This is a genomic window from Thermococcus sp. PK (genome assembly GCF_000430485.1).
Classification (GTDB): Archaea; Methanobacteriota_B; Thermococci; order Thermococcales; family Thermococcaceae; genus Thermococcus_A; species Thermococcus_A bergensis.
On sequence record NZ_KE387150.1, the window covers coordinates 560,973 to 570,082 of the forward strand.

A 9,110-nucleotide genomic window follows, 5' to 3' on the forward strand; every position below is an offset into this window, starting at 1 on the left:
AGGGTTGGAGTTTGAGCGTTACGGTTCTTTTCATTGCTTCTCGTTATTAATTCACACGTTTTTGGTTTAAAAACATTCTTTTGCTTTCCTGCTCTCTGGCCGGTTTCTCGATTACTGCATCCCCGCCCTGAAGGGCGAGGCTTTCAAAAGAAAAAGGTAAGATTTATAAATACCTCGCTTAATTTAACATCGGGCATAGCCCCGTGGTGTAGCGGCCAAGCATGCGGGACTCTGGATCCCGCGACCGGGGTTCGAATCCCCGCGGGGCTACCATACCATGGGCTCCAGACCAAACCTCTCTTTTTAACAACATTTAAATTCAACAAGTCCCTTCTATAGCGGGAGGTGAAAAAATGTATACTGAAGAACAGCTTTTGAGTGAAATAAAGGAGCTTCTGGAGAATGACGAACTTTACGCCCTCTATGAAGACACTTACCGGAAGTATAGGTACTATTTTGACACAACGAACTACATAGTTCTTAATGTTTATCGGTTTAATGACCACGGTGCGATACACGTTCTCCTGACCACAAGGCGGGCTTTGGAAGTTCTTAAACTTCTTAAAAAATTCGGAATCGAAACAACGGCTGAAAAGCTGGGCAAGCCCTTTGAGTGGAGTAAGTTCATAGTCTCTTTTGGAGCTCTCTTTCATGATATCGGAAATATGATCCACAGGGATAAGCACTACCAGTTCAGTGTTCTTCTTGCCGAGCCTATAATAGATGAGCTTACCAAGAGATTTGAGAAAAAAGATTGGTTGCTTTTGAAGGCATTAACTCTGAACGCTATTTACACTCATGACGAGGCTGTTCCCTGCACCACTATTGAGGGGAGCTGTGTAACGATAGCGGATGGCTGTGATATGGAAGAAGGGAGAAGCAGGCTTGCATATAAAAAAGATAAGGTTGATATCCACGCCGTTTCGGCCCTGGCCATTGACAGAGTTGAAATAAAGGAAGGCGACGAAGACACCCCTATCCTTGTGGAGGTGTGGATGAAGCACCTTGCCGGAATTTTTCAGGTTGACGAGATACTCACAAAGAAAGTTAAGAGCTCTCTCTTGAGCGGAAAAGTTAAAATTAGGATACACGCAGGAGAAGAGACCTTGGAAAAGGTGGTTTGATGTCTTCTCTCCTTTTAGCTTATGATGATTTAAAATACCTCCTGAACAGGGGTTACAGAAAGAAGTATGCCCTTGAGTTTGTTGCAAATCACTACAGACTTTCCCAGAAAGAGAGGCACTTTTTATTCAGATGCGTCTTTTCGGATGGAGAAATTGGAGAAAGAAAAGCTAAGCTTCTCCAGCCAGAGGATTTGGAAGGAAAAGTTCTTGGGGTTGATGGTTTCAACGTGTTGATAACTCTCGAGTCTCTTCTTGAGGGAAAAGCCATTCTGTGCGAGGATGGACTTTTAAGGGATCTCAAGCACCAAGGAGGGTACAAAATAAGCCCAAGAACTCCTCAAACGCTGGCTCTTCTAGTTGACTTTCTAAGAACTCTGGGCTTAAATGAAGTCCGGTTCTTCTATGATGCACCAGTGAGCAAAAGCGGTAAGGTTGCCGGGCTTACTAGAGAACTTTTAGAGGAACATAGCATTCCCGGAAAAGTCAAGTTATCTACGGCTCCGGATCATGATTTGAAAGCTTTTGAGGTTGTGGCCAGTTCAGATATAGGCATAATCGAAAAAGTCCCCTTTGTAGTGGATTTGCCCCAAATGATAGCCGAGAAGAAAGGGTTGAAGTACTTATCCTTTATTGACGTTTTAAAAAATCCAGAATTGTTAAGACTTTAGCTTTTTGGACATTGGATAGCTTTGGGAAAATCCAAATAAGGCAAAGTTTATATCTTTTCTTTCCTATTCTTTTCCATGTTTGGGGAATATGAGCTAAAGACCCAGTTCATCAAGGTTGGCGATAAAAAAATCCACCTTCTTGAGGAAAAAGAAGGGGTAATCCGGTATAGGCGGGATGATGTAGAGAAGCTCATCAAAAACAACGGAGAAAAGCTTAAAGTTCTCCCTTCTCCAGCCCTCGGCTACGGTGTGAGGCTTCTCATGGTGAGGTTCAGAGAACCCGTTGTGATACCTCCTCGAGATTCAATAATGGGGTTTGTTGAGGCCCCGGTGGAAATTGATGTTAAGGTTGGTGACTTAAGCGTAGACCATTTCATAGTCGGAAAAGAGAAGTATGCTCTGTATGGTACGTTGGAAGCTGGTGTAGTCTGCCGCTATCACGTTAGTTCCTTTTACACGAAAGAGCCAGACGCAATGGGAATTGCAAAGCTTATAATCTCTAACCCCTCGCCTGAGTGGAAGTCTTTAGAGAGGATTGTAGTTCCAATACGGGGAACCTCGATGTACTATGAGAGCAGAAAAGCCTACTATCCCCTTGTAGTTGTCACGCTCAAAAACCACAATCCTGAGATTAACAACACAGGAAGGCCACCAAAAGAAGGGCTATCCGGAGTTGGACAGGGGTTATCTCTGCCAAACTTCCTAATGAGGTGGTGAGAATGAGCACAGTAAACACAACTTCCCTCTGGGAACAAGGCATACTCGGAGAGCGGGTCTTCCTCGCCCTAACTTTGGGCGCTGTTGTAAAAGCAGTTTTAGTCCTTGTGGTTGGAGTTATTATGGCAAAGCTCCTTAGGAAGTATCTTCTTAATTTCTCAAGGAGTACCAAGTACGTCTGGATAGTTAACGAGGACACTGCATCGACGCTTTATAATCTAATAGTGGTTATAGCTCTTGTTTATGCCTTTGATGCTCTTGGAGTTCTCTCCATCCCGGTTGCGGGTACTAAGCTGAGCAATCTCATCGCGGCATTTCTTGTGTTTTACTTCTCTTATATCTTCGCCAAAAAGTCAAAGGACTACATCATAATGCGATCTTCGAAGCAGAAGCTTCCAGAGGTTCAGCTCAAAGCGAAGCTCTTCTATTATACCATAGTTACACTCGCTTTCTTCCTTGCCCTCAATATCGCTGGATTTAGCGGGAAGCTGAGCACACTATTAGCTGCTGCCGGAATAACGGGTATCGTCCTTGGTTTTGCTTCGCAGACTGTTGTCTCAAACTTCATCTCGGGCATCTTCATGTACTTTGATAAGCCCCTTAAAATAGGTGACCCGGTAGAGGTGGCAGGCTACTCTGGAATTGTTCACGATATTAGAATTTTTTCCACAAGGATACGGACATGGGATGGTCTTCTGGTCAGAATTCCAAACGAAAAGCTCTTCAACAGCGATATAAAGAACCTACAAAAATATCCAGCCAGAAGAGTGGACATAATCGTAGGAATAGCCTACAAGGAGGACGCCCAGAGAGCCATAGACGTCATCAAGAAGACCCTTGAGGAGATGCCCTACGTTTTAGCAGAGCCAGAACCGGCGGTCTTTGTAGACAACCTCGGAGACAACAGCGTTAACATAGCCGTGAGAGCGTGGGCGCCGACTGAGAAGTGGTTTGACGTTAGGACGCAGATAGTCCAGAAAGTTAAGGAAGCCCTCGATAGGGAGGGCATAGAAATACCGTTCCCGCAGAGGGTGAACTGGTTCGCGGAGGAGCTGAGGGTAAAGGTGGAGAAAGAAGGCTAGTGCTTCTTTTCCTTTTCAATCAGCGCATAGAAGAACCCTATGGTTTTGTGCCTGTGGGGCCAGGCCCTCATCGTCCCTTCGAGAAAGCCCTCATCGTAAGGGCCCCTTAGAGGAATTAACTTAGCATCTGGATGCCTTTCAAGGAACCACCTCACGACTTCCTCGTTTTCCTCTGGAAGCATGGAGCAGGTTGAGTATAGCAACCTTCCGCCCGGCTTCAGGAGCTTCCATGCGCTCTCGATAAGTTCTTTCTGAAGGGTTACTACTTTGGGGATGTTCTTCTCCCGGAGGCGCCACCTCAGTTCCGGGTTCTTTGCTATCGTTCCGTCACTGGTGCATGGTGCATCGAGCATCACTTTATCGGCGATTCCCTCGCCAAGAATTTCTGGTGCTTTTCTTCCATCGGCTTTGATAACCTCTGCAATCTTTACTCCTGTCCTCCTCAGGACTTCTTCCATGCGCTTTATTCTGGCTTTGTCCACATCGAAGGCATAGATTCTACCCTTGTTCTCCATGAGCTCTGCCATGTGGGTAGTTTTCCCTCCGGGAGCTGCTGCTAAATCCACCACTGTCTCCCCGGGCTTTGGAGAGAGAATAAGAAGTGCAACGGCAGAAGCTTCCTCCTGCGCTATGGCATAGCCTTTGTTGAAGAGCCACTCCGGGTTAAAGGGATCGAGAATTCTGATTACGGTTTCAACTCTCTTGCTCCTCTCAAAGCGGATTCCCTTCTTTTTCAGATAGTTCTCAACCTCTTCAACGCTCACTTTAAGGCGATTTACCCTTATGCTCGTTGGAAGGGTTTCGTTTAGCGCCTTTAGGAGTTCTTCGGCTTCTTCTCCAAGCAACACTTTCATCCTCGCTATGAACCATTCCGGAAAGAGGTACTCCCACTTGAGTCTTTTTTCCTCCGTGTCGAGCTTTGGAATATAGTTAATGATCCTTGGAAAAAGTTCATAGTAGTAATAGCCCACGTAGGGATGAGTCCTCTTCGAGAGGAACTGAGCCAGCCCCTTGAGGTGCTGAAGGGTTTTCTCGTTCGGGTCTCTGAAGATAGCGACTTCTACGGCTACCCTTAGAGTTGCCCTCAGCCATGGGTCGAGGATGAGTGGAGAAACCCCCACAAGCTCTTCAATTATTTCATCTATTAAACCCAGACGCCTCTGGATAGAGTAAAATATCCCCGTTAGCTTGGAGTTTTCCCAGCCTTCTATCTTATACTTTGCAAATGCTTTTCTTTTTGCCTGCTGGCTGGGTTTTACTTCTTCCCCAAGCTTAAGGGCCTCTATCAGGGCGTAGAGCTGTCTGTCGCTTAGCTTTAGCTTACCCATATCAATCCCTCTCAAATCTGTAAATGTCTACCAAAATCCTCTCAAGCCTTTTTCGGTGGAAGAAAAACTGGGCCGGGATTTCAAAGGGCAAGGTTAGGCGGTGGGTAATTTTGAAGCCGTTGTCTTTAACAAAAGCTTCAATAAACTTCCTAACTTCTTCCTTGGCGAGGTGGATGGAATAAACAACATCGCTGACGTCAAAAGCCTTGAGAAGGAAAGGTCTATCCGCTTTTGGGTTTTGACTTCCAAAGGGAGGGTTCATTATCACAGTATCAACTTTCACGTTGAAGTCCTCTACCGGTGCATTCACAAACTCTATGTTGGTAATGTTCAGTGTTTTTGCATTTTCCATCGCTATCTCAAGGGCTTTTTTGTCTTTTTCGACTGCATAAACCTTTTTAGCCCCCATCAGGCTTGCTCCAATGCTTAAAACCCCGGTCCCGGCTCCAAGATCGGCTATGATTTTTCCCTCGATGTCTCCCATGGAATGGGCTAACCACAAAAGCTCCGCGGCAACGTCACCGGGAGTTCTATACTGCTCAAGCTCTGGTTTAGGTTCTTCAAAACCCTTCAACTTCGAGAGGATAATTGCGAGGTGTTTTTTCTTCATTCTATCACCTACGGGCTTGCAATATACTGGAGAAGCTCTTCCCAAGTCATGTTGAACTCAAGGCCCTCTATACCGAACATTGTCCCTGCTGTGGTCAATATAAACATTACCACAATCACCCCTAAGAGAAATCCGAACTCCGCTGTGAACGCCACAACGAGAGCTTCTTTTAAATTCAGTTTCAGCATTTTTAAAACCGCAAAAAGTACCAAAACCCCAAGAAAGAGGTCTATTCCAAGAGAAATTCCTACACCCACAACGGAGATTGCTAGAATCGAATAGCTTTTCATTTCCTTGTACGTGAAAACATCTAACCCTAGTTCCCACCACCTGTGAAGTTGTATAATCTGTCCAGATTCACGGCCAGAATCGCCCCTAAAATCCTGACAGCTAACCCCCTCAAACTAACACTCCTGCTCGGCTTCAGAAGAAACTCAGAAAACTTCGAAAACAAAGTCTCAATCCTCCTGCGAAAGTCAGACAAGTACTTGTAAAACTTCTTCTCCTCCAGATTACTAACCTGATTCTCCCGCTTCACCGGCGTGTAAACAACGCCAAACTTCAGGAATTCCTCCTGAAGTTCTCTACTAACGTAACCCTTATCCAAAAACAGAAAACAGCCAGAAAACTCCTCAACAATCACCCAGAACTTTTCCCGGACAACACTCACATCATGCTTATTCGCCGGATCAACGGACACCAAAGCCAACAGGTTCCCATCAGAGTAACAGGTCAGCTTGTACCCATAGTAAAACTTTTTTTAGAGGGAACAAACCCAACTGCGGGCTTTTCAGAGATGACTTCTGAAGAACCCTCCTTATCCTTCCTGTTTTTTCTGGCCAACTCCTTGGTCTGAATGGGCTTTGAGTCCAGTATTCTAACGTATTCTCTGGCGTGTTTTTTGAATAATTCTTCCTGCGCTAGGAGCAGGAGTTTTTCGTGCCTGTTCAAGCGTTCTGTTAGTTTGTTGTACCTGATTTTGGGGAACAGCTTCATTTCTTCGATTAGGACTCTGTAAGCGTGCTTGTAAACTCCGTTAAAGTGCAAGTGTGCTAGTATTGCGAAGGTTATCAGGTCGTAGAGGCTGATTATTTCCCTGTGAGTGTTTTTCGGGTAGTGTTTGCTGATTATCGGATAGATTTCGGATTTTATGATCAGGATTTTCCTTTGAAAGCTCAATACAACCACCAATCAACCAAAAGACTTAAGTGCTTATAACTCTAACGATCTAATGGGAACTAGGGTAACATCTAATGCTGTTTTCAGGAAGAGGTAGTATAGAAGCACAAGGAGGATATAGATGATAACATCAACATTCTGCATGATAGGGAATTGGAAATGGGGCTTATAAAGACTTTGGAAGCTTGAGGCTTATTCCAATGGGTTCGTCCTGATCCCGTTTGCCCCCGAATATTTCATCGAACTCATAGTCTTCTCTCAGCCCGAGCAGAATCTCAAGCTCTCTTGGAGTAAGCACTGGCTTTCTCCAGTTATCAACATCGTCTATCGGCACCCTCGGGCAGGCGACCACAACGTAAGCGTCAAAGTCAAAGCCTTCCAGAGCTGGGTAGCTTATGTGGTTCATAACTATCAGTTGGGCCTTTTTTCCACGTTCTCTCAGCAGCTTCGCGATTTTTCTGGCCTCTCCAAGTCTCAGCTGGCCTTTCTTGGTACTTGTTATTACTCCAAACTTCTCCGCATCGTATGCCTTGGCTATCTGTGCCCAGCGCTTCCTGATGAGCCGCTCTGCCTCTTTATCCATCCATATCGCATCGCCGCTGTACGGGTTTATAGCTAAAGTTGGCTTTTTTGTGGCTAAAGCAACGCCAATGGGGTGGAAGTAGCCTGCTCCAATAAAGAGAACTCCATCGGCTTCCACTTTTGCTGCAGAGAAATTGCACCCCAAAACCTGGCCCGGGAAGGAAACCCTTCCATCCCCTTTACCAACTTTTACCTCAAATCCCTCATTTTCAAGGAATTCTTTCGCCTTTTGCAAGTCCTTTATGTGCTGAACCGTCGTAACCAGGGCTATTCTCTTCCCAAGCTTTCTTATCTCAGATATATTTTTTGATAACGCTTCAATCACATCTACCTTTGCAAAGGCGGGAATGAAAATCGTCGGAACTTCGAGGTTAAGCACCATGTATGAGTGACCGAGGTGGATTAGGGCATCACACCCGAGCATTTTGGCTTCTTTATCTGCCGGATCGCAGGCCCCATAATTAACCTCACCGCTTATCAGGCTCTCTATGCCGTTTTCTTCAAGAAACTCTGCCAAAAACTGTGCCTCTTTCTTGAGACCCTCAGGAGTTTGAATCAAAACTCTCTTCGCATTCAGCTCTCTCAGCTTCTCCAAAACTTCTCTCTCGTGAAGTTCGTACATAGGCTCACCAATTCCTTCAAAAACAAAATTCTTTTAAAGATTTGGCTCCAACAATACTTCGAACTTCGAGGTATGGTGGTGAAAATGAGAAAGCTCGGACTCTTGCTGATAATTGTTTTTCTTAGCACGTTCGCCCTAGCGGAAAGGCCCTATGACTATGTTGCTGAGGCCACATTCAACGCCCTTAAAACGGGTGATTATTACGTTTTGCGGCCCTATCTGGATGAGGAAATGAAAAGAGCCTTTGACGAAAATCAATTTAACGCTTTCAGGAACGATCTTATATCAAAATATGGGGAGTTTAAAGGCTACAGCTTTGTTAAAGAGGGGAAAACAGGAGAGTTCATACTTGGTTATTATAACTTTGAATTTGAGAGAGCAAATGTCACCATAAGGTTGGTGTTTAAAGAGGTCAACGGGGAATACAAGCTCTCCGGCATATGGATTGATGCAGTAAATTCAAAAGAAGCAGGTATTCCGTTAGGAGTTGCACTATTCTTCCCGGTCCTGGGAGGCTTTTTAGCATTGCTGACATTTTACATGCTTGGATTTAAGAAAATAGGTGTCGCGGAGATAATTTTGGGCATCATACTGGTTGCAATAACACTTGGCATTCAACCTCTAATACAGAATGCACCCTTCTTGGCAGTTGGTATAAGATCAAACTCGGAGATAGTTGCCAGGGGAACAATCTTCGTAGTTTTTGCGGCAGTGTGGCTTGGTTTTGTTGCTGGATTTTTCCAAGAGAGTCTGAAATATGGGCTTTCAAAAGGCAAGTATCTTAACGAGGCCCTTTTCATTGGTATTGGCTTTGGGCTTGGTGAAGCGATCCTTGTTCCTGCTTTACAGGCGATTCAGCTTATTGCATTGGGTGGGCTGTTTTCTAAATGGTTAAAATCGTAAAGTTTATATATTTTGTGTCATTGTTTGTAATAGGGGTGTGCAGTATGAAGCTTTATAGGACGGGAAAAGCGGCACAGCTCCTTGGCATCAGCAAGCCGACACTCCTCAGAAAAATCAAAGCCGGCGAGATTAAAGCATACAGGGTTGGAAAAGAATACCGCATCCCGGAAAGCGAGATTAAAAGACTCCTCGAAGGCAAAACCCCCGACAAGGTTGTAATTTACGCCAGAGTATCAAGCAGAGACCAGAAAGAAGACCTTGAAAGACAGGTCGAATACCTCAAAAACTACTGCGC

General features: G+C 45.0%; 11 protein-coding genes and 1 tRNA gene. 7 read left to right on the forward strand and 5 right to left on the reverse strand.

Annotated elements, in window-relative coordinates; genetic code table 11:
• Nucleotides 1–197: 197 nt before the first annotated feature.
• The 5 genes from THEPK_RS11310 to THEPK_RS11330 all read left to right on the forward strand — a co-directional run bounded on the left by THEPK_RS11310 (nt 198) and on the right by THEPK_RS11330 (nt 3,591).
• A tRNA-Gln gene (locus THEPK_RS11310) sits at nt 198–273 on the forward strand.
• A gap of 80 nt (nt 274–353) precedes the next feature.
• Complete coding sequence (locus THEPK_RS11315; RefSeq protein WP_042702027.1) at nt 354–1,124, forward strand: HD domain-containing protein; 771 nt, start codon at nt 354–356, stop codon at nt 1,122–1,124.
• Complete coding sequence (locus THEPK_RS11320) at nt 1,124–1,792, forward strand: DUF434 domain-containing protein (protein WP_042702030.1); 669 nt, start codon at nt 1,124–1,126, stop codon at nt 1,790–1,792. Before THEPK_RS11315 ends, THEPK_RS11320 begins: the two co-directional genes overlap by 1 nt.
• 75 nt (nt 1,793–1,867) lie before the next feature.
• Nucleotides 1,868–2,509 (forward strand): DUF432 domain-containing protein, encoded by a 642-nt coding sequence (locus THEPK_RS11325; RefSeq protein WP_042702033.1) that lies wholly within the window; start codon nt 1,868–1,870, stop codon nt 2,507–2,509.
• A gap of 2 nt (nt 2,510–2,511) precedes the next feature.
• The gene (locus THEPK_RS11330) at nt 2,512–3,591 is read left to right on the forward strand and encodes a mechanosensitive ion channel family protein (RefSeq protein WP_083965089.1); all 1,080 of its coding nucleotides are present in this window, start codon (nt 2,512–2,514) and stop codon (nt 3,589–3,591) included.
• Here THEPK_RS11330 and THEPK_RS11335 read toward each other — a convergent pair.
• The 5 genes from THEPK_RS11335 to dph2 form a co-directional block, all read right to left on the reverse strand.
• On the reverse strand, nt 3,588–4,919 hold the full coding sequence (locus THEPK_RS11335; RefSeq protein WP_042702036.1) for an RsmB/NOP family class I SAM-dependent RNA methyltransferase: 1,332 nt from the start codon (nt 4,917–4,919) through the stop codon (nt 3,588–3,590). The genes THEPK_RS11330 and THEPK_RS11335 overlap by 4 nt on opposite strands.
• 1 nt (nt 4,920) lies before the next feature.
• On the reverse strand, nt 4,921–5,529 hold the full coding sequence (locus THEPK_RS11340; RefSeq protein ID WP_042702039.1) for an METTL5 family protein: 609 nt from the start codon (nt 5,527–5,529) through the stop codon (nt 4,921–4,923).
• Between the two features lie 8 nt (nt 5,530–5,537).
• The gene (locus THEPK_RS11345; protein WP_232194585.1) at nt 5,538–5,819 is read right to left on the reverse strand and encodes a hypothetical protein; all 282 of its coding nucleotides are present in this window, start codon (nt 5,817–5,819) and stop codon (nt 5,538–5,540) included.
• A 26-nt stretch (nt 5,820–5,845) separates the two neighbouring features.
• Nucleotides 5,846–6,717, reverse strand: a protein-coding gene (locus tag THEPK_RS12775) for an IS982 family transposase (RefSeq protein WP_156882201.1) whose coding sequence is annotated in 2 segments (ribosomal slippage) — nt 5,846–6,291 and nt 6,291–6,717 — 873 coding nt in all. Because the reading frame shifts where the segments join, the coding sequence is not laid out codon by codon here.
• 157 nt (nt 6,718–6,874) lie between these two features.
• Complete coding sequence (gene dph2, locus THEPK_RS11360; RefSeq protein ID WP_042702048.1) at nt 6,875–7,912, reverse strand: diphthamide biosynthesis enzyme Dph2; 1,038 nt, start codon at nt 7,910–7,912, stop codon at nt 6,875–6,877.
• Nucleotides 7,913–7,996: 84 nt separating this feature from the next.
• On the opposite strand from dph2, the gene THEPK_RS11365 reads away from it, so the two are divergent.
• Nucleotides 7,997–8,815, forward strand: coding sequence for a DUF3887 domain-containing protein (locus THEPK_RS11365; protein ID WP_083965090.1), 819 nt, complete (start codon nt 7,997–7,999; stop codon nt 8,813–8,815).
• A 44-nt stretch (nt 8,816–8,859) separates the two neighbouring features.
• Nucleotides 8,860–9,110, forward strand: a 251-nt coding sequence (locus THEPK_RS11370) for an excisionase family DNA-binding protein (protein ID WP_042702343.1), incomplete at its 3' end; no start/stop codon positions are given.

Bases quoted from the DNA above. Each gene is read 5' to 3' on its own strand.
- THEPK_RS11315 (WP_042702027.1), top strand. From the start codon at position 354: ATGTATACTGAAGAACAGCTTTTGAGTGAAATAAAGGAGCTTCTGGAG.
- THEPK_RS11320 (WP_042702030.1), top strand. From the start codon at position 1,124: ATGTCTTCTCTCCTTTTAGCTTATGATGATTTAAAATACCTCCTGAAC.
- THEPK_RS11325 (WP_042702033.1), top strand. From the start codon at position 1,868: ATGTTTGGGGAATATGAGCTAAAGACCCAGTTCATCAAGGTTGGCGAT.
- THEPK_RS11330 (WP_083965089.1), top strand. From the start codon at position 2,512: ATGAGCACAGTAAACACAACTTCCCTCTGGGAACAAGGCATACTCGGA.
- THEPK_RS11335 (WP_042702036.1), bottom strand. From the start codon at position 4,919: ATGGGTAAGCTAAAGCTAAGCGACAGACAGCTCTACGCCCTGATAGAG.
- THEPK_RS11340 (WP_042702039.1), bottom strand. From the start codon at position 5,529: ATGAAGAAAAAACACCTCGCAATTATCCTCTCGAAGTTGAAGGGTTTT.
- THEPK_RS11345 (WP_232194585.1), bottom strand. From the start codon at position 5,819: ATGAAAAGCTATTCGATTCTAGCAATCTCCGTTGTGGGTGTAGGAATT.
- dph2 (WP_042702048.1), bottom strand. From the start codon at position 7,912: ATGTACGAACTTCACGAGAGAGAAGTTTTGGAGAAGCTGAGAGAGCTG.
- THEPK_RS11365 (WP_083965090.1), top strand. From the start codon at position 7,997: ATGAGAAAGCTCGGACTCTTGCTGATAATTGTTTTTCTTAGCACGTTC.